This is a genomic window from Leptospira idonii, from assembly GCF_004770995.1.
GTDB classification, from domain to species: Bacteria; Spirochaetota; Leptospiria; order Leptospirales; family Leptospiraceae; genus Leptospira_A; species Leptospira_A idonii.
On record NZ_RQHW01000031.1, the window covers coordinates 44,137 to 63,968 of the forward strand.

Annotated in this window: 19 protein-coding genes; 13 read left to right on the forward strand and 6 right to left on the reverse strand. The window is 41.8% G+C overall.

The window, feature by feature from the left end; genetic code table 11:
- Nucleotides 1-144: 144 nt before the first annotated feature.
- Nucleotides 145-1,311, reverse strand: a complete 1,167-nt coding sequence (locus EHS15_RS08570) for an acyl-CoA dehydrogenase family protein (protein WP_135760149.1) — start codon at nucleotides 1,309-1,311, stop codon at nucleotides 145-147.
- Nucleotides 1,312-1,429: 118 nt separating this feature from the next.
- Here EHS15_RS08570 and EHS15_RS08575 point away from each other — a divergent pair, with 118 nt between their 5' ends.
- The 4 genes from EHS15_RS08575 to EHS15_RS08590 all read left to right on the forward strand — a co-directional run bounded on the left by EHS15_RS08575 (nucleotide 1,430) and on the right by EHS15_RS08590 (nucleotide 4,967).
- Nucleotides 1,430-2,446 carry an alpha/beta hydrolase gene (locus EHS15_RS08575; protein WP_135760150.1) on the forward strand — a complete coding sequence of 339 codons (1,017 nt, stop codon included), beginning with the start codon at nucleotides 1,430-1,432 and terminating at the stop codon, nucleotides 2,444-2,446.
- A 77-nt stretch (nucleotides 2,447-2,523) separates the two neighbouring features.
- Nucleotides 2,524-3,501, forward strand: coding sequence for a hypothetical protein (locus EHS15_RS08580; protein WP_135760151.1), 978 nt, complete (start codon nucleotides 2,524-2,526; stop codon nucleotides 3,499-3,501).
- 56 nt (nucleotides 3,502-3,557) lie between these two features.
- The gene (locus EHS15_RS08585; protein ID WP_135760152.1) at nucleotides 3,558-4,193 is read left to right on the forward strand and encodes a S1C family serine protease; all 636 of its coding nucleotides are present in this window, start codon (nucleotides 3,558-3,560) and stop codon (nucleotides 4,191-4,193) included.
- A 69-nt stretch (nucleotides 4,194-4,262) separates the two neighbouring features.
- The gene (locus tag EHS15_RS08590; protein WP_135760153.1) at nucleotides 4,263-4,967 is read left to right on the forward strand and encodes an SDR family oxidoreductase; all 705 of its coding nucleotides are present in this window, start codon (nucleotides 4,263-4,265) and stop codon (nucleotides 4,965-4,967) included.
- Nucleotides 4,968-5,010: 43 nt separating this feature from the next.
- Here EHS15_RS08590 and EHS15_RS08595 read toward each other — a convergent pair whose 3' ends face one another.
- Both EHS15_RS08595 and EHS15_RS08600 read right to left on the reverse strand, forming a co-directional pair.
- A complete protein-coding gene (locus EHS15_RS08595) occupies nucleotides 5,011-5,331 on the reverse strand; it encodes a hypothetical protein (RefSeq protein WP_135760154.1) in 321 nt (106 codons plus the stop codon).
- Between the two features lie 4 nt (nucleotides 5,332-5,335).
- Nucleotides 5,336-5,536 (reverse strand): hypothetical protein, encoded by a 201-nt coding sequence (locus tag EHS15_RS08600; protein WP_135760155.1) that lies wholly within the window; start codon nucleotides 5,534-5,536, stop codon nucleotides 5,336-5,338.
- A 728-nt stretch (nucleotides 5,537-6,264) separates the two neighbouring features.
- Here EHS15_RS08600 and EHS15_RS08605 point away from each other — a divergent pair.
- The 5 genes from EHS15_RS08605 to EHS15_RS08625 all read left to right on the forward strand — a co-directional run bounded on the left by EHS15_RS08605 (nucleotide 6,265) and on the right by EHS15_RS08625 (nucleotide 14,641).
- Nucleotides 6,265-9,330: a PAS domain S-box protein gene (locus EHS15_RS08605; RefSeq protein WP_135760156.1), complete on the forward strand. Its 3,066-nt coding sequence runs from the start codon at nucleotides 6,265-6,267 to the stop codon at nucleotides 9,328-9,330.
- Between the two features lies 1 nt (nucleotide 9,331).
- Nucleotides 9,332-10,516, forward strand: a complete 1,185-nt coding sequence (locus EHS15_RS08610; RefSeq protein WP_135760157.1) for an EAL domain-containing response regulator — start codon at nucleotides 9,332-9,334, stop codon at nucleotides 10,514-10,516.
- 84 nt (nucleotides 10,517-10,600) lie between these two features.
- Nucleotides 10,601-12,871 carry a SpoIIE family protein phosphatase gene (locus tag EHS15_RS08615; protein ID WP_135760158.1) on the forward strand — a complete coding sequence of 757 codons (2,271 nt, stop codon included), beginning with the start codon at nucleotides 10,601-10,603 and terminating at the stop codon, nucleotides 12,869-12,871.
- 46 nt (nucleotides 12,872-12,917) lie between these two features.
- Nucleotides 12,918-14,306, forward strand: a complete 1,389-nt coding sequence (locus tag EHS15_RS08620) for an MFS transporter (RefSeq protein ID WP_135760159.1) — start codon at nucleotides 12,918-12,920, stop codon at nucleotides 14,304-14,306.
- A 71-nt stretch (nucleotides 14,307-14,377) separates the two neighbouring features.
- Nucleotides 14,378-14,641, forward strand: coding sequence for a hypothetical protein (locus EHS15_RS08625; protein WP_246051994.1), 264 nt, complete (start codon nucleotides 14,378-14,380; stop codon nucleotides 14,639-14,641).
- Nucleotides 14,642-14,651: 10 nt separating this feature from the next.
- Here the strand turns inward: EHS15_RS08625 and EHS15_RS08630 are convergent, their stop codons facing one another.
- Nucleotides 14,652-15,134, reverse strand: coding sequence for a DUF4468 domain-containing protein (locus tag EHS15_RS08630; RefSeq protein WP_135760160.1), 483 nt, complete (start codon nucleotides 15,132-15,134; stop codon nucleotides 14,652-14,654).
- Nucleotides 15,135-15,460: 326 nt separating this feature from the next.
- Here EHS15_RS08630 and EHS15_RS08635 point away from each other — a divergent pair, with 326 nt between their 5' ends.
- Together EHS15_RS08635 and EHS15_RS08640 are read left to right on the forward strand one after the other, a co-directional pair.
- Complete coding sequence (locus tag EHS15_RS08635; protein ID WP_135760161.1) at nucleotides 15,461-15,751, forward strand: hypothetical protein; 291 nt, start codon at nucleotides 15,461-15,463, stop codon at nucleotides 15,749-15,751.
- 1 nt (nucleotide 15,752) lies between these two features.
- Nucleotides 15,753-16,475, forward strand: a complete 723-nt coding sequence (locus EHS15_RS08640; RefSeq protein ID WP_135760162.1) for a lysophospholipid acyltransferase family protein — start codon at nucleotides 15,753-15,755, stop codon at nucleotides 16,473-16,475.
- Here the strand turns inward: EHS15_RS08640 and dapF are convergent, their stop codons facing one another.
- The gene (gene dapF, locus EHS15_RS08645; RefSeq protein WP_135760163.1) at nucleotides 16,476-17,318 is read right to left on the reverse strand and encodes a diaminopimelate epimerase; all 843 of its coding nucleotides are present in this window, start codon (nucleotides 17,316-17,318) and stop codon (nucleotides 16,476-16,478) included. It abuts the gene before it with no gap.
- Nucleotides 17,319-17,436: 118 nt separating this feature from the next.
- Here dapF and EHS15_RS08650 point away from each other — a divergent pair, with 118 nt between their 5' ends.
- Nucleotides 17,437-18,291 carry a methyltransferase domain-containing protein gene (locus EHS15_RS08650; RefSeq protein WP_210416328.1) on the forward strand — a complete coding sequence of 285 codons (855 nt, stop codon included), beginning with the start codon at nucleotides 17,437-17,439 and terminating at the stop codon, nucleotides 18,289-18,291.
- Nucleotides 18,292-18,296: 5 nt separating this feature from the next.
- Here the strand turns inward: EHS15_RS08650 and EHS15_RS08655 are convergent, their stop codons facing one another.
- Entirely contained in the window at nucleotides 18,297-19,073 is a 777-nt protein-coding gene (locus tag EHS15_RS08655; protein ID WP_135760164.1) for an HAD family hydrolase, read from the reverse strand.
- A gap of 74 nt (nucleotides 19,074-19,147) precedes the next feature.
- Between EHS15_RS08655 and EHS15_RS08660 the strand changes: the two genes are divergently transcribed.
- Nucleotides 19,148-19,792, forward strand: a complete 645-nt coding sequence (locus EHS15_RS08660) for a hypothetical protein (RefSeq protein ID WP_135760165.1) — start codon at nucleotides 19,148-19,150, stop codon at nucleotides 19,790-19,792.
- Nucleotides 19,793-19,832: the final 40 nt, after the last annotated feature.

Consider the following 19,832-nt stretch of genomic DNA (forward strand, 5'->3'; position numbering starts at 1 on the left):
TTGGTCTCGTTTTTTCGAAGAGAAAAACGAGACGGGAGCGATAGCGCACCCCGAAGGAGCCCGCCCGGGCGCCCTGAAAATAAAAAAGCCACTTTCTCCTTTCGGAGGAAAGCGGCTTTTCCTTTTTTGAGCTTAAAAAGAGGATTAGTCTTTGCTGGAAGCTGCGTCTTTGATTACGTAAGCTGCAATTTCGTTCTTTTGGATTTGTGTAGTACCTTCGAAGATACAAAGGATTTTTGCATCTCTCATGAGTTTTTCCACAGGATATTCTTTCGTGTATCCGTATCCGCCGAAGATTTGAACCGCATCCGTAGCACATTGCATCGCACACTCGGAAGCATATGCTTTCGCAATCGCAGAATACTTAGGAAGAGTAGGATCATTCGCATCGGACAAACGAGCCGCTTTGTAAGTGATCTCTCTGGAAGTTTCCACTTTGATCGCCATATCAGCTAACATATGTTGCACTGCTTGGAAAGTGGAGATTTTCACTCCGAATTGTTCTCTCTCACGAGCGTAACGGCCTGCATGGTCAAGAGCTGCTTGCGCAACACCCACACCCATAACCGCAACGAAAGGACGAGAAGCATTCAATGTTTGAAGCGCATATACGAAACCTAGGTTTTCTCTTCCCACTAGGTTCTCTTCAGGCACTTCGCAATCTTCAAAAATAACTTGGTGAGTGGAAGAAGCACGGATTCCCAATTTGTCTTCTTTTTTTCCTACAGTCAGACCTTTTGCATCACGAGGAACGTAGAAGCAAGAAACCCCTCTGGTTCCGCGGTTTTTATCTGTGTAAGCAAATACGGTGAAAGCTTGTGCGTCGGAAGCTCCGGTGATCCATTGTTTCGCACCGTTGATGATCCATTTGTCTCCTTTTTTCTCGGCACGAGTTGTCATACCGGGAACGTCAGATCCGGCACCAGGCTCGGAAAGACAGAAAGATACTCCGAATTTTCCATCCGCAATCGGAGGAAGCCATTTCAATTTTTGTTCGTGAGTCGCACCTTTTAGGAGAGGAAGAATTCCCAAACCTGTGTATGCGAAACCAAGTGCGATTCCGAGGCATCCTCGGGACAATTCTTCGATCGCTAGGCACTGCTCGATAGCACCCAGACCCCATCCACCGTATTCCTCAGGAATCACGAGTCCGTTGATTCCTAACTCGGAGCGCATTTTATCAACTATTTCTTTCGGATGAGCGTTTTTCTCATCCCAGTGTAATGCTACTTCATGTGGGATTTCTTTTTTTACGAAATTACGAACTAAATCTCTGATTTCAAGCTGTTGCTCTGTAAATGGGCTGTACATTCTGGGAGGTTCCTTCTGAGAATGGGGTATTTACTACCTTTTTTCGTACGTGTGTTTTCATGCCAAGGGTTTTTCTGTCTTTACAAAAGACGGGAATGCTACTAAGATTCGTCACTGTATGTCAAAATACCGTTCTTTATTCCATAAAACCAGAAATTCCCTCCCTTCCCTCGCTCTTATTTCCGTTTTCATTTTCCTCATCGCTTGTACGGGAAGACCGAGTTACACTCCCAAACAACCAGTCTCTTACACCAGCTTCGAAGACTTCTATCAAAAGAAACTAACAGATAGTAAAGCGAAAGGACACAGACCGGGAAACGAAGAAAGATATATCAGTTACGGGAAAAAAACGAAACTTGCATTTCTTTATATTCATGGGTTCGGTGCTTCTCGTGCGGAAGGAGAGGCAGTGATGGAAAAACTCTCCAAAACTTACAAAGCAAACACTTATCTCCTCCGCCTTCCCGGCCATGGCACGAATAAGGAAGACCAAGCCGCTCAGAACTTTTCCGATTATTTGGACGCTTCTGCGGAAGCTTTGGAAATGATGCAGGGCCAAGGTGATAAAGTTATCATCTTCGGTTCTTCGTTAGGTGGTCTTCTATGCACTTGGCTTGCTTCCGAATTTCCCGATAAAGTGGACGGAATGGTTTTGGCGAATCCTTTCTACGGCCCTGTGGACGGAAGCTTAAACATTCTGAACTATCCTGGCGGACTTTCTTTCATTCATCTTCTGAAAGGAAAAGTGAGAAACTCAAGTCATAATGACAATCCTAAAGTCCTTCCGCAAAGAAATGATTTTTGGTATGGAGAACAGTATTACTCCGCTCTAGTAGGTGTGAACGATTTAAGAAATTATGTTTCCCGTCCGGAAGTGTTTCGCAAAGTTACTTCTCCTACTTTACTTCTTTATTATTATAAAAACGATAAAGAACAAGATCCTACTGCAAGTGTTCCTAAGATGAGAGAGGGTTTTGCCAATTTGGGTTTGGACAAATCTCCGAATCCTCTCAACAGAGAAGTGAGAGTGGAGGACGGAATGCACGTATTGATGTCCCAATGGGTGATCACTGACAAACTGTTTATCGAAAAATCCGTGGACAACTGGCTGAAGGATTTAGCGAAATTGAAATAATCAAAATTTCATTCCTAGTGCAATAAATTGCATTGTTTCTGAGATTGATAAGAAAGCATAAAGCAGAGGAATTTTATATGAAAAAACTAGGAATGTTATTGGTTGCGATCGCAATCGTAACTCACTGTAAACCAGATAAAGACGATAAAACAGCGGAGAACCTTCTCATTTTATCTTATCTTTCTTCCAATTCTCAAGCGGCGGCGGCAAGCCAGTCTTCGCAGGTGAGAGCTACTGTAGGTGCGATCGCCAGTAGCATCAACACCGCAGCGAGAGGCAATCAAGTGACTTTCTTTTTTCCGAAAGGAACGTGGACCAAAGAAAGACTTATGGCTTTTTTGAACCGCAAAACATTGAATTATCTGATTTCTTCGGAACTTACGCCGAACATAAAACCTACTGCACTCAGTGCTTCGGGAGGAACTTGTAATTCTTCCGGATGTAATGCCACTTTGAACGGAACCACAAACTGCAGTTCCGGTGGTACAGTGACTTTAACGAATATGAAAGTCACTTTCACTTTCCCGAAAGCTCTTTCTTACGAATCCACTTTGGATGGAACTGCGACAACGGACAAATGTGCAAGTTACGGTGCGGACTATTACAACTATCCTAAGTACGTAAGTGCGGTATCTTCCGGAAAACTTACCATCAAAGGAAAAACGAATGTTTCCGTGAACGATTATACTTTTGCGGCAGGATCGAACAATACGATCATCAATACGGATTTCAATTATGATGAAAACATTACCGTCAATTCAGATGCTCTCGATATAGGAAACAGCACAACCATCGCCTTAAAAGACGTAATTAGCATAGTAAGTTTGAGAACGGTCGGACAACAGAAAGATTTCAGTACATCGAATGTAAACAATGTAATTACAGTAAAAGTCTCTGTAACAGAAGCTTTGACGGGAACCGTTTCCATAAGCGGTCTTGTAGGCGGAGTAGCAGTGAATTTATCCAAAACCTATGCCGGAGACACATTCAGCTATAGATACACTTGTGTGATCAATATCGCAAACCAAATTGGTACTTGCGAAATCGTTCAATAAGTTTAGAATCATCTTTATTGTTTCTCCTGCCTTGGCTGCAGGAGAAATGAATTTTTATGTTCAAAATCATCATTTCACTTATTTGTTCTTCTCTCCTTTTCTGCTCTCCTCCTTCTATCGTTGACCGTTCCGTTTCTTTTACAAGGAACTCTGCACCTAATATACCTTATGCTTCCGGATTGATTTTAGAAGACGGAACCATACTCACCGCCTTTCATGCAGTGATCGGAAATGAGAAGGAAATTAGAATCAGAACCGAAGATAAAAAATTGGAGGAAGTGGAAATTTTATATATGGAATTTCTACTCGATCTGGCTCTTCTCAAACCTAAGAACATCAAACTCTCCTCTCCTCCTTTCTCTTCCAAAGCAAGAGAGGATTTACATCCGGGAGAAGAGATTTATATTTTCGGTTCTCCTTACGGATTGGATCATTCCTATCAAACCGGTTATATTTCTCATACGAATCGATTGGGAGTCGATCCTACTTACCCTCAAATCCCTTTCATTCAAACTTTCGGCCTTTCTGATCCCGGCACTTCCGGTTCAGGTGTGTTTACCAAAAATGGTGAATTCATCGGAATCCAACGTTCTCATTTGGGTTACCAAACAGGAGGAAATTCGGGGCTGGTAATTCCCTCCGGGTTTATAAACGTTTTTTTGAAAAAGGCAAGAGAGAAAGTTTTTCCATGATTTTTTAATTTTTAAGCCAAACTTTCTTTTCCGCAGATTCTAATATAATACCGCTACGGAGAAATCAGAATGATCCATAAAGACAGAGTCGCTCTTATTACGGGAGCCAATCGAGGAATCGGAAAACAAGTTGCCATCGACCTCGCCAAACAAGGTGTTATAGTGATCGTTACTTCCAGAAACGAAGAGGAAGGTCAGGAAACTAGAAAGATCATAAAAGATTCGGGAGGAAAATCCGATTTCTTTCTATTGGATGTTTCTAAGGAAAAAAGTCTGATGGAACTTTACGAATTCATAGAAGGAAGTTACGGCAAACTGGAGATTCTAGTGAACAACGCAGGAATCTTTGCGGACAAAGGAAATTTCTTCGAAACGGGAAGAGAAGAAATGGTGCGTACTTTCGAAACCAATGTAATTGGTCCTCTTCGCCTCACTCAATTGTTTCTTCCTATGATGATGAAACATAACTTTGGTCGTATAGTAAATGTTAGCTCCGGGATGGGACAACTTTCCGATATGGACGCAGGTTACCCCGCCTACCGCATCTCAAAAACTTCGATCAATGCGCTTACCAAAATGACTTTTGCGGAAACAAAAGGAAAAAATATAAAAGTGAATTCTGTCTGCCCAGGTTGGGTGAAAACGGATATGGGGGGTCCGAACGCCAGCCGCTCCATAGAACAAGGTGCGGAAACCATCGTATGGGCGGCACTTCTTCCCGATTCCGGCCCGAACGGAACTTTCCTCAGGGATAAAAAAGAAATTCCTTGGTAACTCTAAATAAGGCAGGCTCAATTTACTGCCAGAAGGAAGTTGTCTATTCCTCTGAACTTCCTGACGAAAGAATACTTTTTAGCCCAAGCAACGCAATTGCGGTACCAATGAAAAGCAAAGCAATTTTAAATACTCGTGATTCTGAACTGTTTTGAGCTTCTGCAAAAATTCTAATCTTTTCTACTTCTGCTTTCTCTATATCATTTGCAGATTCAATTTCTTTCAAGCGAATCTCTTTAGAAGATTGTAGTTCAAACTCACGGCTTTTGATTTCGAGTTCACGATTTTTTGCTTCCTGAGTTTGAATGTCTAAGAATTTAGCAAATTGTGACTCTTTATCAGTATTCTGATTTTTATCGGACATTCAACTAACGTTTAAATTTTAGGTCTAAATATTTGTCCCAAGACATAGACTGAATTACTATTTTTTTACCTACCTGTTTGACTTTATGTACAGATTGAGGGTCTTCCATATATCTTTCGTGAAGCTCGGCAAGTCCTTTTTGGGCATTTTTATAGGCTTTGTCTGGTTTGAAAGAATGTCCTCGTAAGACTACTTTTAATGACATAGTATAATTTTAAACAGCAGTTTCTAGCCTGTCAACTCGCAAAATTGAGTGTTCAATTTCGCTTGTGTAAGAAATTCCTTGGCAATTTCCGCGCAATGAGAGTATAATCTCCCCGCCCTGATTGATGGGAGGGGAACTAGACCCGCCACCCAATGGCTTCCGTTTATCATACCGCCTGATTTGCGTAAAGTGATAGTCGCATTTCCAAATTTTTTATTTCATTCTTTTCACCTTTCTGCCTAAATCTGTTCTTCGACCAGAGATATGGAGGGGAAGTCGCGAAGCGACCGGAGCGTGGCTACGCGGAGCCCGGAGTAGCTCGGGCCCCGAAGGGGCGGGCGCCTAACCTGAAAGGAAAAAATCGATTCGAGTGTTTTGGGCAGGTAGAAAAAACGAATTCGTTTGAGACTTTAGTGTGAGACATAATCTATTCCAAGAGACAGTCTGCCCCGCCTTAGGTTGTGATAAGGCCCAAGAAAGCTTCTTTCTGCTTTCTTTCTATTTCAAAAACTAACAGCTTTCTTAATTGATTGAGTTTTTAGTACTTTCCCCAAACCTAACAGGCTTTCCAGGGTACAGTCTGTACATCGTATAATTCTAGATTAGGTGAGATAAAATGATTTCTTTTTTCCAATGAATCGATTCCAATTCTAAAATTATAAAGTTTATCTACGTATTTAGTTGAGTGTGTCTTTCCGAAATTTAGACCCTTGGGGATAAAATGCTGCATGAACTACAAAGAACTCTTTCCTGACTGGCTGGCCGACTCGAAAATTTATTATGCGACTCTGATCAATCTTTCCGGGGATATTCTTTATGCAAACGAACATTTCATCCGCAACTTTACCCCAAGCGGTCATGAGAACCCTAAAAACTCCCCTTTTCATATTTTAGTGCACCCTTCCGATCGCTCTCAATTCATCAAAGCGGTTCAAAAATGTACGCATGACCCCAAAACAGCGGTTCAATTCCGAAAACAATACGATCCTACTCATCCGGATAGATGGACGGATTGGGAACTCACCCAATGCAAAGATGAAAAGGGGTCTTTATTGGGAATCATACAAGTTGGACACGATCTCAAAGAAGCCAAAGCAAGTGAGGAAAAAGCGAAGATAGAAACGGAAACCTTGTTTCGCTCCACATTCGAACAAGCCGCTGCAGGAATCGTCCATTACTACCCCAGCGGAACCTGGATTCGCTCCAATAAACAATTTCAGGAACTGCTCGGTTATTCGGAAGAAGAACTCAAACACCTCAGCTTCAAAGACATCACCCACCCGGAAGATTATTATCTCAGTGAGAACTACCAACACGAGTTAGTGGAAGGTACCATCGATAAGTATTCCATAGAAAAACGTTTTATCAGAAAAAACGGAAACTACTTCTGGGGACTTGCTCATGTCTCTGCGGTTCACGATGAAAAAAATCAATTCGACTATCTTGTGATGGTCATTCAAGATCTATCGGGAATCAAAACCATTGAGACCCGCCTAAAGGAAAGTGAAGATAAATTCGAAAAGGCATTTTTCACTAACCCCGCCTTTATGCTGATCTCCGACATCAACTCAGGAAAAATGATAGAAGCAAACTCCGCTTGGACGGAAATTTTCGGTTACACTTTAGAAGAGACCATCGGAAAAACGGCAATCGAATTAGGAATCATTTCGGAAAAATTAAGAAACGAATTGTACGACATCATCAGAAAGGATAAGAAGGTTACAAATATCGAACTGACCATCAGCGACAAGTTCGGTCTTCCCAAAGTAATCCTTTACTCCTCCGAACTTTTCACTTATAAAGACGATGATTACGTACTGACTACCGGTATTGACATCACAGAAAGAAGACAACTTCAGGAAGAACTTCTCTCGGAAAAACAAAGGCTACAGAACATTCTCGAAGGTGCGAATGTGGGCGCCTGGGAATGGAACCTTACGACAGGAGAGACTCTTTTCGACGAACGATGGGCGGCGATGTTAGGCTATAAACTGGAAGAGCTGGGAGAAGCAGGTTTCAACACTTTGGAAAAGTTCACCTTCGAAGAAGATCTGGAAAGAATCAATCGAATCATAGAAAAACACATCGCCGGCGAAATCCCTTATTACGAAGCGGAATTTCGCGTAAAACATAAATTAGGTCATACTGTCTGGGTTCTGGACAGGGGAAAAATAACAAAATGGTCGGAAGACCGCAAACCACTGCTTATGTCCGGCACCCAACAAGACATCAGCGACCGTAAACGATACGAAGCCTCTCTCATCAAAAACGAAATTCGCTTGAGGACCATTTTGGAAACGATTCTGGATGCGGTCTTGATCATCGACCAGAAAGGAACCATTCAAAAATGCAATCTGGCGACGGAAAAAACATTCGGATATCATGAATCGGAACTCATCGGCCAAAATGTCAACATACTGATGCCGGAACCGGACCATTCCCAGCACGACCAATATCTGGACAGCTATCGGCTTACAGGCGTGAAACGAATCATCGGTTACGGAAGACAAATCACAGGAAAAAGAAAAAACGGAGAATTATTTCCCGCCGATCTTGCTGTCACCGAATGGGAGTTTTCCGGCCAAACTTATTTTACAGGAACCATCCGAGACATTACCAATAAAATCAAAGTGGAAGAGCAACTGAAACAATCCCAAAAACTGGAAGCCCTCGGCCAAATCTCAGGAGGAATCGCCCACGATTTTAATAATATATTGACGATCGTCAGCGGGAACTTGGAACTCATCGAAAGAAAAATGAACGGCGCCGAACATGGGATGGTGAAACAAATTGCCAACGCACAGAAGGCTGTGGAAAGAGGCGCCCTTCTCACTCAAAAACTTTTGGCTTTCGCAAGAAAACAACCTCTCACTCCCGGCATCTTTGAAATCAATCAAGTCCTCTGGAATATGAGCGAAATTCTGGAACGAGTTTTAGGAAAACATATCGATATCAAATTCAAACTGAACGAAGAACCTTTGTATGTTTATCTGGATAAAAACGATTTGGAAAATTCAATTTTGAATTTGGCGATCAATGCCAGGGATGCGATGGAAAATTCCGGCAATCTAATCATTATTACCGATAAAGTTTCCAGAAACATTCTTCCTGAACTGCAAAACTCGGAAGGAATTGCCGATTCTTTCGTGGAGATCGCAGTCATCGATACGGGCAGAGGAATCCCCCCCGAAAATATCTCCAAAATCTACGAACCTTTTTTCACTACCAAAGAAGCAGGCAGAGGTACTGGTCTCGGCCTTTCCACGATCTACAGTTTCGTAAAACATTTCGGAGGACAAATCAAAGTCTACAGCGAAGTGGATGTCGGTACTTGTTTCAAACTCTATCTTCCTCTTACCGTAAAGTCTGATAAAAAGGAAGAACCGGAAGCGGAAGAAACGATTCAGGAATCGGGAGTTCCCAAAAAATACAAAGGCAAAGTATTATTAGTTGATGATGAGGTGAATATATTGGACATAGCGAAAGAACTTTTGGATGATCTGGGTTTTCAAACGGTTACGGCAACCTCCGCACAGGAAGCACTGGAAGTGTTATCCATCCGTAAAATGGATCTTTTGATCAGCGATATTATGATGCCGGGGAAGGTGGACGGACTGGGTCTTGCGGAAATAGTTAAAGTAGAATATCCGAATATTAAGATTATACTAACATCTGGTTTTCCAGGGGATTTGAGAAAAAGAGAATATACGGATCTGTCCAATTTTAATTTTCTCAACAAACCCTATAAATCCAAGGAATTGGAAGAACTCATAAAGCAAGTGATGGGCAAATGAAATGGAAATCAATACTGCGTTAATACTAGATGATGAGCCCGATTTAAACGAATTCCTTGCGGACGTATTCAAGGAACTGGGAATCGATGATGTCATTCAGCTGACAAAGTCTACGGATCTCTTCGAATCCTACTCCCCTAAAATCGATCTCATTACCATCGATTTATTTATGCCGGACGTGGATGGAGTGGAGATTCTGCGTTATTTGGGAGAAGCCAAATCGGAAGCCTTTATCGTTCTGATGAGCGGTCACAGCCAATCCGTGCTTGCCAGTGCGGAAAGAGTTGCAAAAGCGTACGGATTGAACGTATTGGGAACCCTTAGTAAACCGTTTTCCATAGCTCAAATCGCCAACCTGATCGCCCAAGCGGGCAAGATGACAAAAAAAGCGAACAAAACGGAAAAAAAAGAATTCACTTTCTCAAAAGAAGACATCTTGGATGCGATCCAAAAAAAACAAGTCGTTCTTTACTACCAGCCACAGATCAATCTCAAAACAAAGGAAATCGTGGGATTTGAAGCGCTTGTTAGATGGCTTCACCCGGATCTAGGTATTATTTTTCCGGATCAGTTCCTTCCTTTCGTTTCCAAATACAATGTCCTGGGAGAACTCACCAAACACCTACTCAACGAAGCTTGCAGTTTTTTCGGAGATTTGATCAAAAAAGGAATCAACAAAAGGGTTTCCGTGAACGTTTCCGTCTTCGATCTTGTGGACACTTCCATGCCCGAAGACATCATTCAGTTGATGCAGCAGCATTCTTTGATGTCGAACCAAATCATCATAGAACTCATTGAAACGGGGAAATTAGAAGGTTATCCTAAAGCTTTGGAAATTTTAACCAGACTTTGTATGAAAGGAATCGGCCTCTCTATCGACGATTTCGGAACGGGTTTTTCTTCCTTGGATCAATTGAGCAAAGCTCCTTTCACAGAATTGAAAATCGATAAAGGTTTCGTATTCGATCTTTTAAAAAACCCGAACACAAAATCGATCATCGGCTCTACAGTGCATCTGGCGGAAAAACTGAATATGGAAGTGGTTGCGGAAGGAATCGAAAATAAAGAAACACGCAACCTTCTCAAAGAACTGGGAGTACACATCGGCCAAGGTTATTATTTCAGTGTACCTCTGCCTGCTTCAGGAGTGATGGGTTTTATAGAGAATTTTCACTACGCAGACTAAACAAGAACGAATCGGTTTTCTCATTTACAAAGCATCTTTTTAGGTATATACTTATCCAAGTTTACCAGAAATAAAGGTGGAGTTGTGAATCGAAAAAGCCTATTCTGGGAGCTTACCCTCAAACTGGAAGCGTTCACCCATACCGTTCCCGTTCCGTTCGCTGTGTATTATGCAATCATCACTCAAAAGATGGAGACGGAAAAATGGGTGATTTTCGTCGCCCTCTGTCTCTTTTTTGCGACCGCCATCGGCATCTTAGGAACCATCCTTCGTTATTTTCTAATCAATCATCTCTTTCATCAAATCGAAAGAATCAACATCGAAGATCAATCTTCCAACATCGAATTCACTTTCCAAGACAGAGACTTTGCCAAATCGGTTAAATTATATATCTTCAAATACCCTCTGATCGAGGGAATCATCATCGTCATTCGATGGTTTGCAGGGGTCATCCCCATCGTTACTTTGTATACATATATCGTTGAATACACTCCTTCCGTAGTGCGTTCGGGTATTTTTACCATTGCGATGATTCCCCCTATCTCTTTCGTTACATACTACTTCATCACCGAAAACTCCTTACGAGGGTTATTCGAACTTCCTCAAATCAAAAACGTGGAGATCAAACCTTCCGACATCCCCAAATTCGATTACTTCAAAAGGATCGTTCTGGCTTTTTTCAGTTTGGCAGCTCTACCTGTTTCCGTTTTATCTTATTTACTCTACTCGATTGCGAAAGGGGAAACGATGGTGGAAGAACCTTTGATTCCCATCGTCATCGTATCCTGCATTTTCGTAATCCCTCTTTTCGTTTGTTCCTATATAGTCGCAAAAACAGTAAAACAAGGATTAACCGAAACAAGTAGATCCTTGGATGAACTTGCCAAAGGAAACTTCAACGTAGTAGTCACTCCCACTTCGGGAGACGATTTCGGCCAACAGGCTTTTTATATGAGCAACATCATCCAAAAGCTGAGAGGGATGTACGACGAAATCAAAACCTTGAACGAAGGTTTGGAAGAAAAAGTCAACTTACGAACGGAAGAATTGAACCGCTCTCTGCAGGAAGTTCGGAAACTCAAGTTCCAACAAGACGGAGACTATTTCCTCACCTATCTACTATTAAGTCCTTTAGGAATCAAAGATGCATCCAGCAAACTGGTATCCGTCGATTTTCTTTTGAAACAAAAAAAGAGATTCGAGTTTAAGGAAAAGGAATATGAAATCGGAGGAGACATCAACGTTTCCCACATCATTCATCTGCAGGGGAAAAAATACATACTCTTCGTCAATGCGGACGCAATGGGAAAGTCCATGCAGGGTGCGGGAGGAGCTTTGGTGTTCGGAGCCGTGTTTCAGTCCATCGTACAAAGAACGAAAAACAATTCCAATTTTCAAGATCTAACACCGGAAAGTTGGTTGATTTCCAGTTTCCAGGAAATGCATCGCATCTTCGAAGCGTTCGACGGAACCATGCTGGTCTCTCTTGTGATCGGTCTCATCGAAGAAAAAACGGGACTTATGCATTTTTTAAACGCAGAACACCCTTGGATGGTTTTGTACAGAGACGGAAAAGCTTCTTATCTGCAAGCGGATGCTTCTTATCGAAAATTGGGAACCTTGGGTGCGGAACCGATCCTTTTGACGAAAGAGTTTCAGCTTCTTCCCGGAGATGTGATTTTTGCAGGCTCCGACGGAAAAGACGACATCCTTCTTCCCGAAGAAGGAACCGATTGGGAAATCAATCTGGATGAAAACTTCATCTTGAAGATCATCGAATTGTCCAAAGGAAATTTAAAAGAGATCTTAAAATCGATCGAAGAAAAAGGGGAAGTGATCGATGACTTCTCTCTGATCCGCCTAGGATATTTGGAAGAAGTTCCGCAGAAAACGGGGATCTCTTCCGAAGGAAAACTTAAATTCCGTAAGGCGAAGAAATTATACACCAAAGGAAGTTTTTCCGAATCCATTCAAGTGTTACTCGATCTTATGGAAACGGAACCGAATGCAAGTTCCAAACTGCACAAAGATCTTTCCAAATTATATTATAAGATAGGCAACTATTCCAAAGCTCAGGAACACCTGGAAGTGTATCTCATTTCTTATCCGGAAGACGATGAATTTCTCTACTTCAGTTCCAAGGTTTTTAAAAAATCGGGTAAGTTTGCGGAAGCAATCGAGTTGGGAGAAAAAGTGCGCAATAGGTCTCCGAAAAAGATAAAGTATCTCATCCATCTTTTCCATCTCTATCTCAAACTTCCCGATAAAAGAAAGGCGGGTGAAATTCTCTCTCATCTGGCGATTTTAAAATATCCCAAGGAAGAATTAGCGATTCTTTCCGATTCCCTAAAATAATTTTCCTATCCTTCCATACACGTAGTCAGATACAAAGTAATCTTAGATGATTACTTCTCCCTTAAAGTTCGGAACGAAAATAGGTTACGGTTTCGCAGAAACTGGAATAACAGCCGTTCAAGTATTCGCTCAAATCTATCTCCTTAAATACTATATAGAAGTCGTTAATTTGAATGCCAGCCTGGCGGGGATTGCTCTTTCCATCTCGGTGATTTGGGATGCAGTCAGTGATCCTTTGATGGGAAATATCTCTGACAGGACGAAATCCAAATGGGGAAGAAGAAGACCCTATATTCTTCTGGGAGGGATTTTACTTTCCTTGTCCATTTTGGTTCTTTTTTCCCCTCCGAACATAAACTCTCAGCTCGGTAAATTTCTTTATCTTCTTATCTCTTATCTGGCAGTGAATACAGCTATGACGATCATCTCCGTTCCTCATATCGCATTGGGAGGAGAGCTCACATTCGAACGAAATGAACGAACTTCCGTTTTCGGATGGAGATTGTTTTTTAGCAATTTAGGTATGCTTCTGGGAATGATCGTTCCTGCTGTCATCTTACAATATCTAGGGGATGAATCTGCAAAAGAAAACATAATCAGTTCCAGGACAAGTTCCAGCCAAATCGTTTCTTTCGTGATTTTAATCTCTTCCTTAGTCACCTTTTTCGTTACCAAGGAAAACGACAAAGCGAACTCCGCGTCTAAACCTTCGGGACTTTCCTTTTTTCGTTCCCTAACAACCGTTTTAGGAAATAAAGTGTTTCTTCCTCTTCTCATCGCTTTCGTGATCGCCACCATAGGAAGAACTTTCAATTCCGCAATCGCACTTTATTATTATGAATACAGATTGGGATTGAAAGAATCGGATGTAGTCATCAACATACTTTTTCCGTTTCTTATGGTACTTATGCTTTCCATCGTTTTTTGGGTCTGGGTCGCTAAGAAAGTCGGAAAAAAGATCCCCGCATTTTTTGGGATCTTCCTTTTAGGCGTTCTTACTGTCATCGCCTATCCTTTGTTTCCTTATGGAGAGATCCGCCCTCCTCTCATTGTCGCCTTTTTAGGAGGAATCTTCGCAGGTTCCATCCTCATTATGGATTCGATTCTAACCGATGTAGTGGACTACGATGAATGGAAGACGGGAGAAAAACGAGAAGGACTCTACTTCGGATTTTGGAAGATGGGAGTGAAATTCTCCCAAGCCATAGGAATCGCTATCACTGGTTTTTTACTCGATTTCATAGGGTTCGATGCAAATTCCCAAACGCAGTCTCAGGAAATGGGATGGAACTTAGCTTTGATTTTCGGGCCGGGTGTCGGTTTTTTCTTTATTTTAGGTTCCCTTATTTTTCTTTTTTTCCCTCTAACCGATGATAAACATCTAAGGGTTCAGAAGATTTTAAGGAAACGAGAAGCAAAACGCAGCGGTTTCTAATTCCCAAAGAATTTCTTTTTTTGATTCTTTTTCTTGAACTTTAAACGCAAACCGTTCAAACTTACGGATATATGGGATTCCGAGTTTTTGTTCTTATTATTTCTCTTCCCTTTTTTCTACAATGCGGTTCCGGATTGGTTCTTAAAAACACGGAAGATGTTTTGGATCTTCTGGAAGACTCCAATTCGAATCAGTCCAGACAAGGAGCCGGTTCTTCCGCCTCCTCTACAAACTCCAACCAAAATCTCGATTACTACGGACTTACGGATTCCCCAACGGGAACCAACACGACAGGTGCCGTAGGTACCACAGTGGGCAACCCTCTAGGAAGATAATTCCTACTTACTATTTGATATAATCGAAAAAGTCGTCCATCATCGGCTTAAAGCAGGATCGAATCGTAATTTTCGCAACTCTTTCGTCTTTCGGTCCATAATTGAGGATGATGTCGTTCGGATCCCGGATGAAGGAAAATATCTTCTCTATAAAAATCGTAGCGGAACCATCGCGAATGGAAATCGAATAGTCAAACTCATGTTCGTTGGCATCCACCTCTCCGATTCCGTAAGGAACGTAACAACGAATGAGGCCGGTTCCTTTGAGTGTGCCTGCATCCTGATTTTCCTCTTTGATTTTGGAAGTTTCAGGATCTAATTTATATTCCAGCCATTGTTTCGCCTTCAAAAAGGATCTGGTTTTTTGGTAAGTCTTATTCTCTCTGGTATCTTCCACCTTGCGGTGCTTTCCGGAAACGATCCAGAGCCGCAGGCACATGGAATCGGAGAAAAAGAACAAAAAAAAGGCTAAAACAAATAATTTTCTAATCATCTAAGAAGAGCCTTCTTTCTCCTTCTCCATGCCGCAAAACAAATCTTCACAAAGATCGAAAATTTTCTCCTGATTGGGGCGTGGGTTGGGAAATGGGACAACATTGTCAGGAAGTATAAATGGATTCTGGTTTGTTTTTTTGATCTTATGTCTCTTGGACTCGATTCTATCTCTCACAATACTATCATCGGGACTGGCACCCCCCAATCTACAGCGGAGGAAAAAAAATCCTTCTCGCAATCGAGCTTCCCTTCTGAAAAATTGGATTGAATTTCAGGGAAATTAGTCTGAAATTTTAAAGGATATTAGGGAAGGATTCCGCCAACATGCCCGATTTTGATCGTATCGATCTGATGAATTTTGCCATTTATGGAAATGATTATGACTCCCAATGGGACGAGATTCGTGCCTATTTGAAGTCCAGTGCTTCCGCACAAAGAGAATTAGAAGAAATCAAGAAGTCTTTGCCGTCCCAATCTGCTGGCAAACGCAGAAAAGACGCACTCACACCAAATGACGCAAATGATCCGTCCGATTCCGAAGGAAAAGGAAATGCTAACAGAGGTTATGCAGATCAACAAACAAAGTCTTGGTGGAAAAAAATCATCGGAGATTAAAATGGAAAATACCGTCGACCAAGTCAAAAAAAATGTAGAGACAATGAAAAAGTTTATCACTCCATTTTTCAATTTGGCAGTGTCGACTACCATTTACGGTTATCATAACATCGTTCCTACGGGAAAACTCATCCTCACCTGCAATCATAGAAGCGATATGGATCCTTTCGTGATCGGTTCCGTTTTTCCCCGCTTCATTTCTTGGATCGCTGCGGAATATACGACCCGCATCCCTCTCTTCAAAGACTTAGTAGAGAAAACCGGCACCATACCTATGGCGATCGACGGGAACATCTCTATGGCGAGCATCAAAAAAGTGCAGCAGGTTTTCAAAAACGGAGACGTATTGGGAATTTTCCCAGAAGGCCATGATTATATGGTGAGAAACGATTTTTCCGCTCCGCTTGCCAACTTTCACAGCGGTTTTGCGGCTTTCTGTTTGAGAAACAAAGTGGATATTCTACCTTCCGTCATCATCCCTGAAGAAGAAACCATTTCCGATTACCCTATTCCTCCACTCGTGCGCGCTTTTATGGGAATGCCGAAAGAAGTCTGCGAAATCAAGAAGAGAGTGGTTTATAAAAAAGTGAATTTGGTTTTCGGAGAAGTGATTAAATACGAGAACTATGCACATCTGCCTCTGGACCAAGGGATGAAAATCGTATCCGATGAAACCAGACGCAGAATGGGTGAATTGCAAAAAGCTGATTTTCTTAAAAAATAATTAAATCTCCACTTCGCCGCTGAACACTTCTTTGGCGGGTCCGGTCATGATGATGTTTCCGGATTCTTTCCATTCGATCTGCAAAGTCCCTCCTTTCAGATCGATCTTCACGTTTTTTCCCGTTTTACCGTTCAATACGGAAGCCACCATTACGGCACATGCTCCTGTTCCGCAGGCTAAGGTTTCTCCTGCACCTCTTTCCCAAGTTCTTTGGTAGAGATGGTCTTTCCCTTTGATGGACACGAACTCAACATTCACTCTTTTAGGAAACAATGGATGGTTTTCGATTTTAGGACCGATTTCATGAACGGGGAATTTGTCTGCATCATCCACATAGATCACACAATGAGGATTTCCCATACTAACAGCCGTAAAATGAAACTTCTTTCCGTCTACTTCCAAAACCTGATCGATGACAGGTGCTTCTCCGTCCCATTTGATGGGAACCAAAGCAGGCTTCAAAATAGGCTCACCCATATCGACGGAAACCATCTCCACTTTATCGGAAGGATTTGTGGAAAGATCCAAAGTAAGAACTCCCTTCCCCGTTTCAATGGTAGGTCGTTTATTTTTTGTTAAACCATGATCGTAGACGAATTTACCTACGCAACGAACTCCGTTTCCGCACATCTCGGAACTGCTTCCGTCCGAATTGTACATATCCATTTGGAATTCACCGGATTTGGAATCTCTAATGAAAATCACTCCATCGCTGCCGATTCCGAAATTACGGTCGGAAAGCTTTTGGATTTGTTCCGGGGTAAGACGGATGTTTTCCTTGGTCGCATCGATGTAAACGTAGTCGTTGCCTATCCCTTCCATTTTGGTGAATTTGATCTTCATTGTAAGACTTCCTTTCGATATGCCCTATCTTAAATCCGAGGTCGAATTGGCAAGAAAGTACGGACGCTTTTTTCTTGACCACGTCTCTACTTATTTAGACGATACAAGCACAGCTTTAATTATGAAATCGTGCATTCTCTGTAAGTCAGAATCCTCCTCTCCAGTCTTCAACGAAAACGGAATTCCCATCGTAGAATGTAAAAACTGCGGCCATGTTTATTCTTCCTACGAACAAGAAGAACATTACGAAGGTTATTGGGACGGGGAAAATCAAACCTACGATTTGGAATGGTGGGACGTGGCACACAGAGCCGTTTATTCCGATTTCATTTCCAACTATTTGTCGAAAGACTCAGGCAAATTATTGGATGTGGGATGCGGACTCGGCTTTTTCGTAAAATCAGTGTTAACCGCTAGACCGAAATGGGAAGCATTCGGATACGAAATTTCAACGCAAGCGGTAGAGTTCGCAAAAAAACAAAACGGACTCACCACTGTCTATGCGGGCCTTGTACAAGACTCTAAACTTCCCGCAAACTCATTCGACATCATCACTCTTTGGGACGTCATCGAACACATTCCGAAACCTCATTTTTTATTGGAATACCTATTCACCCTTCTCAAACCGGGCGGGGTTTTGTTTTTACAAACTCCTAACTTCCCCATCCAGTTGGGAAAAGCGAAATTGAAAGTGATGCTGAAAGGAATGAAAGAAGGCGTTCATTACTTGGAAGCCAAAGACCATGTAAACAATTACAAAATGAAAACTTTGGCGGAGCTGGGGAAACAATGCGGGTTTATCAAACCGGAATATAAGGTGCTTATGCCCATTCTTTCCGTGTCCGGTTCGAAAAGTAAATCGGCAGTGTTTGCGAAACTTCTCTATTATTATTTCACAAAAGCGGTTTTCGTTCTGAGTTTCAAAACGGTCAACTGGAACAATACTTTATTCCTTACTCTGAAAAAACCTTAGTTAGATCACCTAACATAGTTTAGAACAAATTCCAAAGAAGAAAGTATATTTTCAGATTCGTAAACAGGCGGTTCCTTCGTTAGCAGTTTTGGGGCCGCTTTTTCTCCGAACCTTTGTTTTTGAAAAACACTAACGATGTTCAGGCGGGAAGCGCCTTCGATATCATCTTTCCAACTATCTCCGATCATAAAAGAGTTCTCTGCTTTTGCATTTGCCAAAGATAATCCCAATTCGAAATATTCTTGTTTCGGTTTTTCCACTCCGGCTTCTTCGGAAGTCAAAAGATGAAAGCGAAACCTTTCCGGAAAAAAGGATTTTGTTTTGATCAGCTGGGTTCTCAACGTTTCATTCGTGAGAAAAAAAACGGGTTCTTTCTCTGTCCATCGGATCAGAAAAGAAAATAACTCTTCCCAAGCAGTATTGGAACTCTTTTCCCTCTGCAGATAGTCCGAAAAAAATTCATAATATTTCGATTCCAAATGAAGGATGGATTCGTTATCTCTAGAGGAAATTCCTCCTTTGATGTAAGAAACCATTTCCTTAAAACAAAGAAGCCTCAAACGATTGGAAGAATGTTTCCCTAATCTTTGTTTTACGTTTTTTCGAGCTTCTTCGTACAAAGGAAGAAAAGAGGATTCCTCACCCAAACCGAGATCCCTCCAAACAGAAGGAAGGTGAGAGAGGCAATGTTCATAGGCCTCTTTAGAAGGTAAAATCGTATTGTCCAAATCGAGAAATAATGCCATCGGATTCAATTTGAAATCGGGACATTTTCCATCCATTCAAAAAAGAACCTATTTGCGATTGTCAATAAATTGCTTGCCTGTTTTTCAAACCATTGTAAACTTCCGATCCTATGAAACGAAACCAAATTATTTTTTCTTTTCTGGCGTTCGCATTCGCAGCCGGTCTGTCCCTATCCGCCGATTCCATCCCGGATCCGGTCTCCTCTTCTCAAGCGGAAAAAGATCTGAAAGCCGCATGGAACAGTAAATATAAAGGGGAAACCATCGTTTCCATAGAATCCGCAGGGGATCCGGGGACTTTGGAGAAATTAGATAAAAAAGGAAAGTTAATCGAAAGAAAACTCAAAGTCCCTTTTTTAGTCGTTTCTGAAAAATCGGGAATCAAAAGAGAATATGAGGCAGGTGCCAATTACGTTCAAAAAGGAAACTCTTGGAAGTTCTCTGAAATAGGAGTAGGAAACGTAAAAACCATAGCGGGTGTTGACGACAAAGCACCAAATAAGCCTAAGGTGAAAGAATTGGCTCTTCAAGCTTTCACTGCCAAGTATCCTGACTATTCCTGGTCCAAAATTCTAATCGATGACGGAACCTTCAACCAAGGAACAAACGGAGGATTTTATCGTTACGAAGGAGATGTGAATCGAACCGACTCAGAAGGAAATACGGTTCAATGTAGGGACATCGATTTTATGTTAGTGAAAAACGCAGCAGGAGAATGGTCGGTAGAAGTGACTTCTTCTGGAAAATGTTATTGAAGTTAGATGGAAGACGGATTTTCGGAATCGAAAATCCGTT